10 protein-coding genes and 1 riboswitch are annotated in these 16,021 nt (G+C 59.5%); of the genes, 3 read left to right on the forward strand and 7 right to left on the reverse strand.

The features are described from left to right. Positions 1–144 precede the first annotated feature (144 nt). Entirely contained in the window at positions 145–1,530 is a 1,386-nt protein-coding gene (locus I6J19_RS04175; protein ID WP_038626679.1) for a dipeptidase, read from the reverse strand. 366 nt (positions 1,531–1,896) lie between these two features. Here I6J19_RS04175 and groL point away from each other — a divergent pair, with 366 nt between their 5' ends. Next, positions 1,897–3,522 carry a chaperonin GroEL gene (gene groL, locus I6J19_RS04180; protein ID WP_038626677.1) on the forward strand — a complete coding sequence of 542 codons (1,626 nt, stop codon included), beginning with the start codon at positions 1,897–1,899 and terminating at the stop codon, positions 3,520–3,522. Positions 3,523–3,978: 456 nt separating this feature from the next. Here groL and I6J19_RS04185 read toward each other — a convergent pair whose 3' ends face one another. Beyond that, positions 3,979–4,455 carry a DIP1984 family protein gene (locus I6J19_RS04185; protein WP_038626675.1) on the reverse strand — a complete coding sequence of 159 codons (477 nt, stop codon included), beginning with the start codon at positions 4,453–4,455 and terminating at the stop codon, positions 3,979–3,981. Between the two features lie 153 nt (positions 4,456–4,608). On the opposite strand from I6J19_RS04185, the gene ppk2 reads away from it, so the two are divergent. Then, positions 4,609–5,508 (forward strand): polyphosphate kinase 2, encoded by a 900-nt coding sequence (ppk2, locus tag I6J19_RS04190; RefSeq protein ID WP_005510168.1) that lies wholly within the window; start codon positions 4,609–4,611, stop codon positions 5,506–5,508. Positions 5,509–5,747: 239 nt separating this feature from the next. On the opposite strand, the gene I6J19_RS04195 is transcribed toward ppk2, so the two are convergent. Beyond that, positions 5,748–6,869 carry a Dyp-type peroxidase gene (locus I6J19_RS04195; protein ID WP_038626673.1) on the reverse strand — a complete coding sequence of 374 codons (1,122 nt, stop codon included), beginning with the start codon at positions 6,867–6,869 and terminating at the stop codon, positions 5,748–5,750. A gap of 214 nt (positions 6,870–7,083) precedes the next feature. Next, a riboswitch (cobalamin riboswitch) is annotated at positions 7,084–7,255 on the forward strand. Positions 7,256–7,294: 39 nt separating this feature from the next. Here I6J19_RS04195 and metE point away from each other — a divergent pair. Next, complete coding sequence (metE, locus tag I6J19_RS04200; protein WP_038626671.1) at positions 7,295–9,604, forward strand: 5-methyltetrahydropteroyltriglutamate--homocysteine S-methyltransferase; 2,310 nt, start codon at positions 7,295–7,297, stop codon at positions 9,602–9,604. A gap of 306 nt (positions 9,605–9,910) precedes the next feature. Here the strand turns inward: metE and I6J19_RS04205 are convergent, their stop codons facing one another. From I6J19_RS04205 to I6J19_RS04220, 4 genes are all read right to left on the reverse strand, one after another. Then, on the reverse strand, positions 9,911–13,960 hold the full coding sequence (locus tag I6J19_RS04205) for a Pls/PosA family non-ribosomal peptide synthetase (RefSeq protein WP_038626669.1): 4,050 nt from the start codon (positions 13,958–13,960) through the stop codon (positions 9,911–9,913). Further along, positions 13,957–14,811, reverse strand: a complete 855-nt coding sequence (locus I6J19_RS04210) for a MarR family winged helix-turn-helix transcriptional regulator (RefSeq protein ID WP_038626667.1) — start codon at positions 14,809–14,811, stop codon at positions 13,957–13,959. Before I6J19_RS04210 ends, I6J19_RS04205 begins: the two co-directional genes overlap by 4 nt. Positions 14,812–14,968: 157 nt before the next feature. After that, positions 14,969–15,265, reverse strand: a complete 297-nt coding sequence (locus I6J19_RS04215) for a rhodanese-like domain-containing protein (RefSeq protein WP_038626665.1) — start codon at positions 15,263–15,265, stop codon at positions 14,969–14,971. A gap of 160 nt (positions 15,266–15,425) precedes the next feature. Next, a complete protein-coding gene (locus I6J19_RS04220; protein ID WP_005510088.1) occupies positions 15,426–15,899 on the reverse strand; it encodes an inorganic diphosphatase in 474 nt (157 codons plus the stop codon). Positions 15,900–16,021: the final 122 nt, after the last annotated feature.

Raw genomic sequence — 16,021 nt, forward strand, 5'->3', positions numbered from 1 at the left:
CGCGTGGAGGGGTCAGTCCTGTCGGCCTCCACCGGGGTTCGTAGCCTTCGCTACTCGAATAAGAATGTTCTGCTGCATGGGTCGAACCTTACTACAGAAAAAAGATGTGACACAAGTCATTCAGCCAATATTTTTGGCTTTGACTTAAATTCCGTTGACGGAAGCCAAGAAAACTGCCTCGCCAATAGCGATGTCGCGAATCTCGTTCGGGTCCACCGACTCGTCGGCCGAGTGAATGCGGGCCTGTGGCTCTTCCACGCCGTAGAGCGCGATGTCAGCACCTGGTACGGCCTCCAACAAAGTGGCGCACAGAGGGATCGAGGCGCCCTCGCCCATGCTTGCGGTTTCCTTGCCGTAGGCGGCCGACAGGCTGTCGGCAACCAGTTGCACAACTTTGCCCTCAACATTGGCCCGGAATGGGTTCGCCAACTCGTCGCGCTCAACCGTCACCTTCACGCCCCACGGAGCATGTGCGCGCAGGTGATTCTCCAGTGCGTCCTGTGCTTCGGCCGGGTCGACGCCGCCTGGGATGCGGAAGTTGATGTGCGCCATAGCGGTCGATGAGATTGCATTGACAGCATTGGTCGCTGGTGGACAATCGATTCCGGTCACAATCACAGACGGACGAGCCCAGGTCAGGTCGGAGACGGAAGTGTCCTCGTTGCTAATCAGGTCTACGCCGTCAAGCACACCCGCATCGGCACGGAAAGTTTCTGGCGCGTAATCCAGGCCCTCCCAGTGCTGCGAGCAGTCCAAGCCGTCAATAGAGGTAAAGCCATTTTCATCGCGCAGGCTGTCGAGCATACGAATCAGCGCCGCGAGTGCATCCGGAGCCGCGCCGCCGAACATGCCCGAGTGAACAGGCTGTTCAAGCGCATCGACGCGAACTTCCACATCGGCGGTGCCGCGCAGAGTGGTTACGAGTGTCGGTTGGCCAACCTCGGCATTGCCGACATCCGCAATGAGGATAACGTCGGCGTCGAAAAGCTCCGGCTGCGTGGCGATGAGGTTGTTCAGGCCCGCCGATCCGCGCTCCTCGGAACCTTCCACGATGAGCTTGATGTTTGGCATGTCGACGCGGCCTGCAAGCGCGTCGTCACGCAGCGCGCGCAGCGCAGCTAGATGCATGACCACGTTGCCCTTGCAGTCGGCAGTACCGCGGCCGTACCAGCGACCGTCGCGCTCGTCGAGCGTCCACGGATCTGCGGTCCAAGCGGACTCGTCGCCCGCCGGCTGGACGTCGTAATGGGAGTAGAGCAGTACGGTCTTCGCGCTTTCCGACGACCCGGGGACGAAACCCGACAGTGCAATCGAGCCGTCGACGGTGTGGTGCGCCTTCAGTTCGATGCCCAGCTCTGCGTACATCTCGGTAACCGTCTGAGCTGCGTCAATGCAAGCCTGTTTGGTTTCTTCGGTGCCGTGTACGGAGGGGAAAGCCACCAGCTCGGTCAGCTGGGTGCGGATGGTCTCGCGTTGGCTGGAGATGTGGTCTCGCAGGGCGTCCGTGAGTTCCTTATTAATAATGCTCATGTGCGACAGTGTAGGCGCACAACCATGATGACGTTGGCAGTGGCATCGACGTTGAGAGTTACGGCGCTTAACCTTGCACTCTAGGGGGTTGAGTGCTAAAAAAGTGAATTAGCACTTGCTCCAATTGAGTGCTAATAAAAACAACTTCACACCTTGTGTATGTGTGTGTTGTATGCGAGTTGCAGCAAACTGCAGCACATACTGCAGCGCACGCTGAAACAAGTGTTGGAAAGTCGTTAAAAAGTACAGTGTTGACTCCGGTGATGGAGAGGGCGGCGCTTCCCTCGAATCACATGCCGTCGCGGGCGCCTGGGTCAACTTCCAATGTAAGTGCCACATAAATAGACGGAGGATTCTTCAAACCTCATGGCTAAGATGATTGCATTTGACGAGGAGGCCCGCCGCGGTCTCGAAACGGGTCTGAACACCCTGGCAGACGCTGTCAAGGTTACGCTGGGCCCGAAGGGTCGCAACGTAGTCCTCGAGCGCAAGTGGGGCGCACCGCTGATCACCAACGACGGTGTCTCCATTGCACGTGAAATCGAACTTGAGGATCCTTACGAGAAGATCGGCGCTGAGCTGGTCAAGGAAGTTGCCAAGAAGACCGACGATGTCGCTGGTGACGGTACCACTACCGCTACCGTTCTGGCTCAGGCTTTGGTTTCCGAGGGTCTGCGCAATGTTGCTGCTGGCTCCAACCCGATGGGCATCAAGCGCGGCATCGAGAAGGCTGTCACGGCTGTTACCGAGAAGCTCCTGGAGTCCGCTAAGGACATCGAGACCAAGGAGCAGATTGCTGCTACCGCTGGTATCTCCGCTGCTGACCCGGCTATCGGTGAGCTGATTGCCACCGCCATGGACAAGGTCGGCAAGGAAGGTGTCATTACCGTGGAAGAGGCCAACACCTTTGGTCTCGACCTGGAGCTGACCGAGGGTATGCGCTTCGACAAGGGCTACATCTCCGGTTACTTCGCCACCGACATGGAGCGCCAGGAGGCCGTTCTGGAGGATCCGTACATCCTCCTGGTTTCCGGCAAGATTTCCAACATCAAGGATCTGCTGCCGCTGCTGGAGAAGGTCATGCAGTCCGGCAAGCCGCTGCTGATCATTGCTGAGGATGTCGAGGGCGAGGCTCTGTCCACCCTGGTCGTCAACAAGATCCGCGGCACCTTCAAGTCTGTCGCTGTCAAGGCTCCGGGCTTCGGTGACCGTCGTAAGGCAATGCTGCAGGACATGGCTATCCTGACTGATGGCCAGGTCATCTCTGAGGAGGTCGGCCTGTCGCTCGAGACCGCTGACCTGCCGCTGCTGGGTCGCGCTCGCAAGGTTGTCGTCACCAAGGACGAGACCACTATCGTCGAGGGCGCTGGCGAGCAGTCCGCTATCGAGGGCCGCGTCAATCAGATCCGCGCTGAGATCGAGAACTCCGACTCCGACTACGACAAGGAGAAGCTGCAGGAGCGCCTGGCTAAGCTCGCCGGCGGTGTTGCAGTCATCAAGGCTGGTGCCGCAACTGAGGTCGAGCTCAAGGAGCGCAAGCACCGCATTGAGGATGCCGTCCGCAACGCAAAGGCTGCTGTGGAAGAGGGCATCGTCGCTGGTGGCGGTTCCGCACTGCTGCAGGTCTCGCACGTGCTTGACGACGAGCTGGGTCTGACCGGCGACGAGGCAACCGGTGTCCGCATCGTGCGTGCGGCCCTCGCAGCACCGCTGCGCCAGATTGCTTTGAACGCTGGTTTCGAGGCGGGCGTCGTTACCGAGAAGGTTGCTTCCCTGCCGCAGGGTGAGGGCCTGAACGCTGCTACCGGCGAGTACATCGACCTGATGGAAGCTGGTATCAACGACCCGGTGAAGGTTACCCGCTCCGCACTGCAGAATGCCGCTTCCATTGCGGCTCTGTTCCTGACCACCGAGGCTGTTGTTGCTGACAAGCCGGAACCGGCTATGCCGGCAATGCCGGGTGGCGACGAGATGGGTGGCATGGGCTTCTAAACGAAGGCCATGGGCTTAAGGCATGGCTGTAGCTGGTAGCTGCAGCCGAGCCTGAACTTTTCAGCTGGCACCCAGGTTCTAACTGCTTGAGTTAGCCTAAAAAGCGCCGCTGAGGGTTGTCCCTCAGCGGCGCTTTTTCTGTGTAATTTGACGAAAGTTTTAAGTCCCCGAACCCACCCTCGTTGCATCAGACGCCTCAGCGCTTGGTAGTGAAAAATAACCGATGATCTGTACCCATGTACGCAATGCCGAGGACTGTCTGTTATTCATCCTGTTGCCTCAGTACAGAGGTGAGATCCTTGGTGCCTCTTTAAGGCCAGAGACGGGCCGTCGCGCTCGCCGACAATCTGGATGCAACTACCGACTTTTTAGATTCTACAAATCCCGCTAACGAGTCTTACTGGTTATTCCGCAATTTCCGCTCTGCCAGTTTCACTAACGGCCCTTGCTGCTTAGCTACTCGGCCGGCTTATTCTCGGCCTCTATAAGCTCCGTCGACCAGTTCGCCTGCTGAATACGGGTATCCAAGTCCCGGTATTCCTTCGCTGCCTTGTCGGCTTTCTGGCGCAGCGACCGGATATCCACGGTGGCGACATAGCGAATCTCCGAAGCTGAGTATCGATCCCGCCGCCCAGAGCCCTGATCGGCTGCGGAGGTGTAGAACCGCCGCCGTGTTAGCAGGTGGTCGCGCTTCGCAAGTGCGTCGCTAAGCGTTCCGTCCTCGAAGGCAGTAGCGGAATTCGTTGCGTTAATCGAGCGCACCAGCCATTCGAAGCGTGTCATCAGACGCTCGGCTTCGGCGATAAGTGCTTGCGGATCTTCATCAGGCGTATCGCCTTCCTGCACCTGAGCAACCAGCGAGAGACGGCGATTAATTTCAGCGAGACGGTCAGAGACCTCGGATCGTGCGGCAAGAGCCTCGGATAACAACATGGCATTTATTGTACGCGCAGTGCTTATCGACGGTCGCTGCGTGCAGTCCCACCCCTCAGTTTCGGTAAGACGGAACGTTAACTGCTGGGAAATTGCAGGTAAGGGCACCCGCATGGGGGACGTGTGGCAGAGAAATTCAGTAGGATAAAGGGTATGGCTGACAAGAATGAAGAGGAATTCCACATCGTCGATTTGGCGAAGACCGAAGGTTACGTCGTCGATGATTCTGATGAGGACGATCCGGTACTGGTCACTCCAGACGGTGAGCGGGTTGATACCTGGCGCGATGGCTACCCGTACGAGGAGCGCATGACGCGCAAGGAATACGAGTCTATTAAGAGGAAGCTGCAGATTGAGCTTCTGAAGTGGCAGAACTGGACCAAGGAAACTGGTCAGAAGCACATCATCCTCTTCGAAGGCCGTGACGCCGCTGGTAAGGGCGGTACCATTAAGCGCTTTAACGAGCACCTGAATCCGCGTGGTGCTCGTACCGTGGCTCTGGAAAAGCCGTCGCCGCGTGAGTCCACCTCGTGGTACTTCCAGCGCTACATTGAGCACTTTCCGTGCGCTGGCGAGATCGTCTTCTTCGACCGTTCTTGGTACAACCGTTCGGGCGTTGAGCGCGTGATGGGTTTCTGTACTGAGTCGCAGCACGCAGAGTTCCTGCGTGAGGTTCCGATGCTGGAGAACATGATTTTGGGCTCCGGTATTTCGCTGACCAAGCTGTGGTTCTCGGTGACCCAGAAAGAGCAGCGCACTCGCTTCGCTATTCGCCAGGTCGACCCGGTACGTCAGTGGAAGCTCTCTCCGATGGACCTCGCATCGCTGGATCGTTGGGGTGACTACACCCGCGCGAAGGAAGAGCAGTTCCGTTACACGGATACCGATGAGTCCCCGTGGATCACCATTAAGTCCAACGACAAGAAGCGTGCCCGCATCAACGCAATGCGTTACGTGCTGAGCAAGTTTGAGTACACGGAGAAGGACCACGAGCTGGTCGGTACTCCGGATCCGAAGATTGTTAAGCGTGGCCGCGACCAGATTGGTGACTAGTTCGGTGGCTCGTGACTGACAGAGTTCTTGTCTAGTAGTAACGCCCGCAGGAGTGCTCAGGCACTCGGCGGGCGTTTTCTTATGGCTGGCAGCGCCGGGGCGATGCGAGTTAGTGCCTGAGTTTATGACAAAAACGGCCAGAAATTTTGCCCGAAAGTGTCATAAACTCGCACAGTTTCACATTTGCAGCCCGTAAGCTTTTTAGTCCGCCAGACTGTAGCCCGCCAGACCGCAGCCCTCTACCCCTCAATCAGCTCCTGGCCCCAGTAGGAATCTGGGGTGGTGCCAGGGGCGATCCAGTACACAGCGGAGCCGATGTGGCGGTTCCACTCATTGAGCAGATCGCCGCGATCCAAGCGGGCCTGGATTGCGCTGAACTGGTTGTCCGGGTTCTTCTGGAATGCAACCCAGACCAGGCCGACGTTCGGTCCTTGGAACGGGAAGGCCGGCTCACCGGGCTGGTCTTCGTATGCATAGGCGCGGCGACGCAGGGCGTCGTCAGGCTGGCCGTCCTGCTCACGGGACAGTGCCAAGTGAGACTGGCGGTGGATGAGGTACTCTCCCTTGTCATCGATGGCGTCCATGTCCTCTTCATCGAACTCGCTTTCGCCGCCGGAAAGAGGAGCGCCGGTGTGGAAGTCACGGCCGATAACGATGGAGCGTTCGTCGGTGCTGAGTTCATCCCAGTTGTTCAGGTCGAGTGCGATGCGGCGAACAACCATGACACAGGAATTGTTGATTGCCTTGTCCTTTGAGTCAATCCACACCTGCTCGGACCATTCTTCTGGAGTCGAAGGGTTGACGGTGCCGTCGAGCTGGCCCAGCGGGTTGCGTGGGGTGGCGCCGTAAGGTTGCGAACCCCAGGCGTAGGAGAAGCCCTTCTGGAACCACTTCACGGTAGCCCATGTAGCCGCTTTCTTTTCCAGCAATCTGGCCGCCGCGGTAACGGTGACGAGGTCATCGCCGCACAGCTGCAACACAAAGTCCGACTGGCTCCATTCCGGGCGAAGCATGTCGTGTTGGAAAGCAGGGATATCGTGCAGGCCAGCGGGCTTGCGCTCTGGTTTGCCCAGGATGTCGAAGATACGCTCACCGAAACCCGCGGTAATGGTCAGGTTTGCGGTGGCTGCGACCATTTCCGGTTCCAGATACCCCTCGATGTCCTGGCCTTGGGTGAGGCGGCGGGCAACGTCGGTAAGCGAGGAGAACAGTTCCTTCAGATCTGCTGCGTCGATGCCGTCCTTCAAATCGAATGCGACAAGGCGAAGATGCGCTTGGCCGGGCTGTTCAATGCCTGACTGGACCGAACCATCGAACGGAATCTTGGCGCCCCTCAGGGAAGTTTCGGAAGCCTGTGTCACTCGAGGTCACTCCTTGAAAAGGTGGGATAAATAGCCTTTATGACTACGAGCTTAATCACTTTGGCCCCAGCAGGAGAGCTCAAAGCAAAGGCTTGGGGAGGGGCTAAGTGAATGAGATATTTGTATATTGCGATATACTTCACATCCACAGCCGCCTCGAAGGAGTTCATAAAGGAAAGTGCTGCATATCGCACGTTTTCCGCGCAAGGTGTGTTTTTAGCCTAGCGCAATAGGCCCTCGAGTTATGCAGGGGAATCCCGGTGCAAGTCCGGAACTGTCCCGCAACGGTAAGCATCACCGCCAGAACTTTGGTTTATCCGACGCGTTGATAACCAATCTTTTCAGTGATGACAAGTCCGAATGCCTGCCGGTTGTGCAATTTCATATCCGATGCTGATCACGACTGACGAGGAAATCACGAGATCATGGCAATTCACGCAACCCTCGCGGGCATTCCGCGGATAGGGCGTAATCGTGAGCTCAAAAGAGCTCTGGAAAACTACTGGCGCGACCCGGCGACCGGCGGCTTGCTGGCCGCGACGGCGCGCAATACTGTCAATAGCTACATCGGCGCGGCGCTGAAGGCGGGAATCGACTCGGTTCCGACAATTGGGCGCTCGTTCTACGACTCCATGCTGGATACATCGGCGCTGCTTGGAGTGCTTCCAGCCCGCTTCCAGGATGCCCCGAAAACGGACGGTTCCAATCTGCCAGAATGGATTAACCACTACTTCGCCACCGCTCGCGGTACAAAGACGCAGCCGGCATCCGCAATGACCAAGTGGTTCGACACTAATTACCACTACATCGTTCCGGAACTGTCGGCCAATACGGAATTCACCATCGACCTCACTGACTGGTTGGACGATTCCTGCAGCTTGAACAATGGCGCCACAACCATGTTGCGTCCACATTTGATTGGTCCAGTGACCTACTTGAGCCTGTCGCGTACCGACGATGGTTCTAACCCACTTGGCCTTTTGGAAAAGTTGACCGATGCGTACGCTGACGTCATTGCTCAACTGGGAGAGAAAGGCTTTGAGTGGATTCAGCTCGATGAGCCGGTATTGGTCACTGACCTCGACGAAGTGACACTTGCTAGGACTCGCCAGGTCTACGAGAAATTGGCTGGCGTGTCGGAGTCTGCAAATGCCAAATTGTGGGTGCAGACCTACTTTGGTGATGGTGGTCAGGCACTGAAAACCCTTTCTGGCACAGGCGTGCAGGCCATTGGTTGCGACCTGGTAGCTGGTAGCTCCGAGCTGCCGCATTGGACTGGCAAGGAACTGCTGGTCGCGGGAATCGTCGATGGTCGTAATGTGTGGCGCACCGACTTGGATGCAGCCCTGGCGACGCTGGAGAAGCTGGCAGCTCGAGGCCCCATCGCGGTGTCGACTAGCTGTTCGCTGCTACATGTCCCGTACTCCCTGGCCTCGGAAAACCCGAGCGAAGAAGAAGCCGAGGTGCTGCAGTGGCTGGCCTTCGGCGATGAGAAAATCGCCGAGGTGACACTCTTGGCGAGGGCGCTTGATGCTAAGTTGAATGACCGCCAACTCGATGCCGCGGATTTGAAGGTGTTGAGGGAGTCCCGGGCAGCACTGGCATCGAGGGCAGAATCGAAGCGGATTGTTAAGCCTGAAGTTCGTGAAGCTTTGGCGGCAATCGAGGATAGCGACCGTAACCGTTCCCCGTTTGCAGCTCGCCAGGCGGCTCAGGCTGAGACCCTTAACCTGCCTCCGCTGCCGACCACCACAATCGGTTCCTTCCCGCAGACCAATAGCATTCGACGTGCACGTGCACAGCTGCGCTCGGGAGAGCTCACCCCAGCTGACTACGAGTCGTCAATGCTCGCTGAAATTCGATCTGCCATTGAACAGCAGGAAGAACTGGGGCTCGATGTGCTGGTTCACGGTGAACCTGAGCGCAACGACATGGTCCAGTACTTCTCGGAGCAGCTGGACGGCTACCTCGCGACCGCCAATGGCTGGGTCCAAAGCTATGGTTCCCGCTGCGTGCGGCCGCCGATCCTCTACGGTGATATCACCAGGCCAGAGCCAATGACGGTGCAGTGGTACAAGGCAGCGGCAAACATGACTGACCTTCCCGTCAAGGGAATGCTCACTGGGCCAGTGACCATGTTGGCATGGTCGTTTGTCCGTGATGACCAGCCAATCGGTGACACTGCGGATAATGTTGCGCTGGTTTTGCGCGATGAGATTGCAGATCTCGTGGCCGCTGGAGCGCAGATTGTGCAGGTCGATGAGCCAGCCATTCGCGAGTTGTTGCCCCTGAATGAAGCGGACCAGTCCGCCTACCTGAAGTGGGCTGTGGGGTCCTTCCGCCTGGCTACCTCTGGCGTGGCTGACGAGATTCAGATTCACACGCATATGTGCTACTCGGACTTCAATGAGCTCATTGACACCGTCGATGAACTCAACGCCGATGTCACGTCCATCGAAGCAGCTCGCAACGGCATGCAGGTGCTCGCAGCGCTGAAGGATGAGGGATACGTTCGTGGGATTGGTCCAGGCGTCTGGGACATCCACTCGCCTCGCGTGCCGACGGACGGAGAAGTCAGCCAGCTCGTGGAAGATGCGCTCGAAAGTGTTGACCCCAGCTTGCTGTGGATCAATCCGGACTGCGGTCTGAAGACCCGAGGTTGGGAAGAGGTTACGGCTTCACTGAAAGTATTGGTAGCCGCAGCGAAGCAGGCTCGTTTGCAGCTAGCAGAGTAAGCCGGAACCAAAAAGCCGAAAAATAAATAGCGGGTTAAGTAGCAAAAGTGTGTCCGCTCGGCGTGTCGCCGGGTGGGCACCTTTTGCTACTTAGCCCTACTTAGCCCCAATGCGAGTAACTGACTGCGTTTATGGCTGGCGGCAGCGGGCCAATGTGAGTTACTGACTGCGTTTATAGCAAAAATTGCCCGAAAAATGGCTTGAAAGTGCTATAAGCTTGCACAGTTTCACATTTGCAGCCCGTTGTGCCAACAAGGCCCCAACAAGGCCCCAACAAAGCTCCTACAAAGCCCTACACAAGCCGGGCTACTTCTTCTTTGCCACTACCGGCTCAATCGGGTTACCTCGCCAGGAGGTATGCGCAGGAACGTGGTCACCGCGCATAACGAGAGAACCGGGTTCGACGCGGCAGCCGTCGTCAAGCACAGATGCCGGCAGTGCGACTGAGTGCGGTCCCAGGACGGAGCCGTGTCCGATGTGGACGGTGTCGAGCGTCATCACGCGGTCGGTGAACAGGTGCGTCTGAACGACACAACCGCGGCCGACAGAAGCACCTCGCTCGATCGTGATCAGGTCGGTCTCGGGCAGCCAGTACGTCTCCAGCCACACGCCGTGGCCAACGTTCGCGCCGAGCAGCCGCATCGCGCGTGCGATACCGCCGGTGGCCATCGCCGGGTTCAGATACCACGGCGCGGCGACCATTTCGACGAACGTATCCTGCAGCTCATTGAGCCAGACGAACTTACTCCACAGCGGGTGGTCACCGGGCTTGTGCTTGCCGACGCACACCCACTTGGCCACGACCGTGATGAGCAGCCCCAGCGCACCAATAATCAGTAGCACGGCAGGGGAGAGCAGCCACGCGACCACCAGGCCGAGCAGGGCAGCGCCAACGCCACCTGCAGTGACCAGCTCCGCGGTGAACATACCAATTCCCTGCAGGCTAAACAGCGTGATCGTCGCCAGCATGAGAGAGACCATCGGCGCCAGGACACGCAGCGTCTCCACAATGCTGCGGGCGACCTTCAACCCCGTAGTCGGACGGTAGGTCTGCGCCGACTCATCACTGGAGACGGTTCCCACACGGCGCATGCGCTCTGGTGGCGAACCCCACCAGTTGGAACCGGACTTGGTCTTCTTCGGAGTAGAGGACAGCACGGCCACCAGCGAGTTCTTCGCCAGCTTGCGTTCCGGAAGCGTGATGCCGGAGTTGCCCAGGAAGGCGCGCTTGCCGATGCGGGAGTCGCCTACCAGCAGCCAACCGCCGCCGAGCTCGTAGCTGCCGACCATGGTGTCGTCAGCCAAGAAGGACTCGTCCTTGACGTGCAAGAACTTCGGAATACCAATCGCGGTGGAGACCTCGCTGTCGTGACCAATCTGGGCGCCCAGTGCACGCAGCCACAGTGGAGTCAGCATGGAGGCGTAGATGAAGAACAGGTCGTGACGAGCAGCATCCATCAGGCGAATTGTCGCCCAGGACTGCCAACCCACGCGCGAACGCACCGGGAACACTCCCGGCTTCAGGCCGATGCTGAACAGGCGCACGAGAATCAGCGTCAGCAGGGCATACACCGCAACACCGACGAAGGTGGCGGGAATAGCCCACAGCACGGCGCTGCCCAGCGTTGGCCAGAGATTCGAGGTGGTTAGCTCGGTGGTGCCGTCGATAAGTCCCGTGCCCCAACCGATGACAGCAGCCATCGCGACCGCAGCGGACAGCGGCACCAGCGTCAGCAAGACAGCGGTAAGACCGTAGATAGCCACCCAGTGGCGACGCGCCGGCGGGACTTCCTCCGGGAAGCGGTGCTTGGACCGGCCGACCTTGCGAGCCGGGGAACCCGACCAGCGCGCACCAGCCTTGACCTTTTTTTCACCGGTGACGGTGGAACCCGCCTCGATGTGAGCGTCATTGCCGATACGCGCGCCGGGCAGCAGCGTTGAACGGGCACCGATGCGGGCGTGCTTGCCAATAGTGACCTCGCCGACGTGGACGACATCACCATCGACCCAGTATCCGGACAGGTCTACCTCCGGCTCGATCGAGCAGTAATCATCCAGTTTGACCAGACCCGTCACCGGCGGCAGCGCGTGCAGATTCACGCCCTTACCAATGCGGGCACCCAGCATGCGGGCATACCACAGCACGAACGGAGCGCCCGCCACTGAGTGGGCGCCGGAGCTCTCTGCCAGGCGTTCAGCCGCCCATAGGCACAGATGCACCGAGCCGCCACGCGGGTAATCACCCGGGGCGATGTTGCGCGTGAGCAGGCGTGTCGTCGCCGCGTTGATGGGCATAACCCCCAGCGGGGTCAGGAACAACACGGCCAGTACAGCCACCAACCAGCCTGGTAGTGCCAGCGGCCCGCCGATAACCCAGTTGATAATCGCAAGCCACGTTACCCAGCGCATACCACGTGCCCACTGCAGCGGCACCATGAGGCCGACCTGCGCCCAACGGGTCTTGCGGGAGACAGGCGTCGGCTCGGGCACCTTTTCCAGGTGGGCGGTGGGGTCGCTGGCGTCGTCGGCAAGCATGTCGTCGCTGATGAAACCGCGAGCGACCAGTTCCTCGGCGAGGTTTCCCAGGCGTGGGTGGTCGTAGAGATCGCGCACGGCGACCTGTGGGGCGCGCTGACGAATACGCGCGATGACGCTCGCCGCCGCCAGCGACGTGCCGCCCAGGGCGAAGAAGTCCGAGGCCGCGCCGGGCGCAGGTACGGACAGCACGTCCGCCCAGATATCGGACAGCCATTTCTCCACAGGGTTCAGCTTGTCGACGTCGCCCTCCCCCGCACGCGCAGGCAGTGGCCACGGCAACGCCGCCTTGTCGACCTTGCCGGAGGTGCGTACCGGCAGCTCATCCATGATGTGCAGGCGTGGCACCATCGCGGCTGGCATGGCATCGCGGAGAGTGTCCATGCACTTGTCGTAGTCCATGGCTGCGGCGTCGCCACCGGCGCCGACGTAGCCGACCAGGATGGAGTCGCCAGCACCGGTCTTCTGCACCACGACAGTCGCCTGAGTAGCGCCGGGGAGGGCAGCCAGGTGCGCCTCGACCTCGCCGAGCTCAATACGGCGCCCGCCGATTTTCACCTGATCGTCGACGCGGCCGGTGAAGTACAGTCCGTCCTCATCCATGATGACGTGGTCGCCGGTGCGGTACGCGCGCTCCCAGCCCAGGGCTGGCAGCGGCGCGTACTTCTCGGCGTCCTTCTCCGGATCCAGGTATCGTGCGAGTCCCACACCGCCAATGACCAGCTCGCCCTTGGTGCCCGGTAGGACGGGGTTGCCCTCCTCGTCGATAACGGTGAGGTCCCAGCCGTCCAGAGGAAAACCAATGGTCACGGGCTTGCCAGGCTTCAGCTCGATGCCGGAGGCCACGACGGTGGCCTCAGTGGGGCCGTAGGTGTTCCACATTTCGCGTTCTGGGGTGGACAGTCGCTCGACCAGCTCTTGCGGGCAGGCCTCGCCGCCGACGATGAGCAGGCGCACGCTGTCGAGTGCCTCGGCGGGCCACAGGCCGGCCAGTGTCGGCACCGTGGAAACAGCGGTGATGTGGCGGGAAATCAGCCATGGGCCCAGGTCCACACCGGAGCGCACCAGCGAACGCGGGGCCGGCACCAGGCAGGCACCATTTCGCCAGGCCAGCCACATTTCCTCACAGGAGGCGTCGAAGGCGACGGACAGGCCGGCGAGAACGCGGTCGTCCGGGCCGAGCGGCCCTTCCGGGTGGTTGGCCAAGAACCATCGGGCCTCCGCATCGACAAAAGCGGCGGCGCTGCGGTGGGTGACCGCCACGCCCTTGGGCTTACCGGTGGAGCCAGAGGTGAAAATAATCCAGCAGTCATCGTCAGGAGTGGGCTCCTGCGAGATAATCTCGCGTGCGCTTGGCGGCGTCGGTTCCGTCTCTTCCTCGTCGGAGTCGGCGTCGGAGTCCAGCGGGCGGGGGCGATTACGTGCCGTGGAGCCAGCCAAATGTAGGCCTTCAGCATCGAAGTAACCGGCGATACCGGCCTCGCCGAAGACCATTTCGGCACGCTCGTCGGGGTCGTCCGCATCCACCGGAACGTAGGCGGCACCGGCAGCCATAATGGACAAAATTGCCAGGTAGAGCTCGCGGCTTCCCGACGGCATCCGCACACCAATGCGGTCGCCGCGACGGATGCCCTGTTCGTAGAGCCACGTAGCTGTGGAATCAATCTCGTTGATCAATTCCGCATACGTGACGACAACCTCGCCGTCATCGATGGCCTCAGCCTCAGGGAACCTTCGCGCGGTCGCCCGGACAATGTCAATGAGTGTGCGCTCAAGCGGCTGTTCCGTAGTGCGTAGGAACTTCGCTTCAGTGGTTGTCACTTGAGAGCCCCCTTCTTATTCTTCTTGCGCTTTTTCTTCTTCTTCGACTTCTTCCGTTTAGGACGCTGGGCATCGCTTGACGACGTCGCCTGCGTCTTATTCTCCGCCATGCCCTTGGTGTCTGTCTCAGTGGCCGTGGCCTCTGGGGTAGCGGTCTCAGGATTCTTCGCGCCGGCATTGTCAGAAAGCGGAGTACCGGTGTCATTTTCGTGGCTTGCAGCGGAGTCGTCGGCAAGCGATGCAAGCAGTGCGCGTACCTCGGGTGCACATTCGGAGACGGCGGCGCGCTCGGCTCTGCGGAGTGAGCGTCGCAGAGATGCGCGGGTGGTGTTGCCCGTTTCTGTCAGCGCGATGAGCTGGCGGCGACGATCTTTGGAGTCCCGGGTGCGCTCGACTAGATTTGCCGACTCCAGAGAGTCGATTAGGCGAACCATGTCAGAGCGATCCATGCCGAGCAGTGCGCTCAGCTCGGTTTGAGCCATGTCGCCGCCATCGGCGATGGCCTCCAGAACCCAATACCCGCGGATGGAAATCGACTCAATCTGAGTGCGGCCAAGAGCCGCGTTGACACTGGTACGGACAGCCGCGTCGAGCTTTGCCAGACACCAGGACGCGGATTTGCGCAGGGCCGCCGGTGCGACGGCGGGTTCGCTTGCGGAGCCGGGCTTGCACTTGGACTTAGTTCTGGCCTTAGCACTGGCCTTGTTTTTGGCTTTCGCCCCCTTGCGAGCCTTCTTCGCCTTGGTGCCGCTCTGTGCGTCGACAGCAGGCACCTTCGCGCCTACGTCGGCTGCCACACCACCGCTGGCGTCGGCGGAGTCTGCCGAGGAAAGTACGGATGAATCAGACATACTTCCCATACTAGACAATCTGGGGAACCATCAATAATGGGACATGGCCAACTAATAATGCCCCTGTTTGCCTGCGGATTGTTAGAAGGTCGGTGCTTTGGGGTGGGTAAATAAATGAAAAACTGCCCTGCAGGTAGGCAGGGCAGTTGTAGTTGATTTAGTTGGCCTTCTCCATCGGGCGGCCGAAGTGCTCCCAGTCGATCATGCCACCGGTGATGACGATGGTGTCGATACCGTTCTTCTCCAACCAGGAAGAAACCTGAGCGGCACGTCCACCGGAGCGGCACATCAGGTAAATGTCGGAATCCAGATCCAGCTCGCCGTAGCGGGACGGAATCTCTTCCATGGGGATGTGAATGGCGCCGGTGGCATGGCCGTCATTCCACTCCATCTGTGAGCGGACATCAATGATCTGTGCGTCTTCGGGTACTTCAGATACGTTTACGGTTTCCATAGTGCGCACTATACGCAATCTGGCCTTATCGCCGGAAGCGCAAAGGCCGCCGGAGGAAAACTCCGACGGCCGTAGCGCTGAATCACAGGAACTGCGTCAAAGGGGTGAACCCCAGGAAGGGGGGGGGGGGGGTGGTCAGCGCAATTCTTAACTGTGGCTCTTACTTGTGGCGTTCGATAGCCTCAGCCAGGATGCGCTCAGCCTCGGCCTTGTCGCCCCAGCCCGAACCGGAAACTTCCTTGCCCGGCTCCAGGTCCTTGTAGTGGACGAAGAAGTGCTCAATCTCGTCCTTGGTGAACTGGGAGACATCGTCGATGTCCTGGTAGTGGTCAAAGCGGACGTCATCCAGGACGCACAGCAGCTTGTCGTCGCCGCCGGCCTCGTCGGTCATCTTGAAAACGCCGAGCGGACGAGCCTTGACAATAACGCCCGGGAAAACCGGCTCCGGCAGGATTACGAGAGCGTCCAACGGGTCGCCATCCTCGCCGAGGGTTTCATCGATGAAGCCGTAGTCGGCCGGGTAGGCCATTGGGGTGAACAGGTAACGGTCGAGGTAGACCTTGCCGGTCTCATGGTCGACTTCGTACTTGTTGCGCTGACCCTTCGGGATCTCAATAGTGACCTCAACGCTCACGGCGATGACTCCTTATAATCGGTGTACACTTCTCTGACGGCTATCTTATGCGAAACCCGCTCAAAACCGTTTATTTGTGCACCTTAAGTGAGGTTTTGTTTCCAGGAAGAAGGTGTTTGTGA

The sequence above is a fragment of the Corynebacterium amycolatum genome (assembly GCF_016889425.1).
GTDB lineage: Bacteria > Actinomycetota > Actinomycetes > Mycobacteriales > Mycobacteriaceae > Corynebacterium > Corynebacterium amycolatum.

What these genes read in the sequence shown, in the direction of transcription:
- I6J19_RS04175 (WP_038626679.1), bottom strand. Translation starts at nt 1,530, where the DNA reads ATGAGCATTATTAATAAGGAACTCACGGACGCCCTGCGAGACCACATC.
- groL (WP_038626677.1), top strand. Translation starts at nt 1,897, where the DNA reads ATGGCTAAGATGATTGCATTTGACGAGGAGGCCCGCCGCGGTCTCGAA.
- I6J19_RS04185 (WP_038626675.1), bottom strand. Translation starts at nt 4,455, where the DNA reads ATGTTGTTATCCGAGGCTCTTGCCGCACGATCCGAGGTCTCTGACCGT.
- ppk2 (WP_005510168.1), top strand. Translation starts at nt 4,609, where the DNA reads ATGGCTGACAAGAATGAAGAGGAATTCCACATCGTCGATTTGGCGAAG.
- metE (WP_038626671.1), top strand. Translation starts at nt 7,295, where the DNA reads ATGGCAATTCACGCAACCCTCGCGGGCATTCCGCGGATAGGGCGTAAT.
- I6J19_RS04210 (WP_038626667.1), bottom strand. Translation starts at nt 14,811, where the DNA reads ATGTCTGATTCATCCGTACTTTCCTCGGCAGACTCCGCCGACGCCAGC.
- I6J19_RS04215 (WP_038626665.1), bottom strand. Translation starts at nt 15,265, where the DNA reads ATGGAAACCGTAAACGTATCTGAAGTACCCGAAGACGCACAGATCATT.